We start from the raw sequence: 272 nt of genomic DNA, 5'->3' as shown, positions 1-272 counted from the left end.
AGGTTGTCGAAGAAGTAGATGCCATCGTCGTTCGTCGTCGTTTCACCGACCAGCGTCTCGGGCGTGCCGTCGCCGTCCAGGTCCGCGAACAGCTGAACCGGTACGTTCGGGACGCCGACCTCATTGGCACCCATCTGGATGCCATCGTTGTTCATGTCGAAGAAGACCGAAGAGCCCACGCTGTTGACCGGCACGAAGCCGAAGTCAATCGTCATATTGCCGTTCGCATCGTCCTGCGGGTCGGTATCGTCCTGCGCACCGCCGGGGAAGCT

At 60.7% G+C, this 272-nt stretch carries 1 protein-coding gene; it reads right to left on the bottom strand.

Annotation, left to right across the window (positions count from 1 at the left end; genetic code table 11):
• Positions 1-272 (bottom strand): SdrD B-like domain-containing protein (locus H9S92_RS00115; protein WP_222935914.1); only part of this gene is annotated, 272 nt, incomplete at both ends.

The sequence above is a fragment of the Neolewinella lacunae genome, from assembly GCF_014349155.1.
Taxonomy (GTDB): Bacteria; Bacteroidota; Bacteroidia; order Chitinophagales; family Saprospiraceae; genus Neolewinella; species Neolewinella lacunae.
Note: the sequence above shows the minus strand (reverse complement) of the source record. Positions and strands in the feature narration are given on the sequence as shown.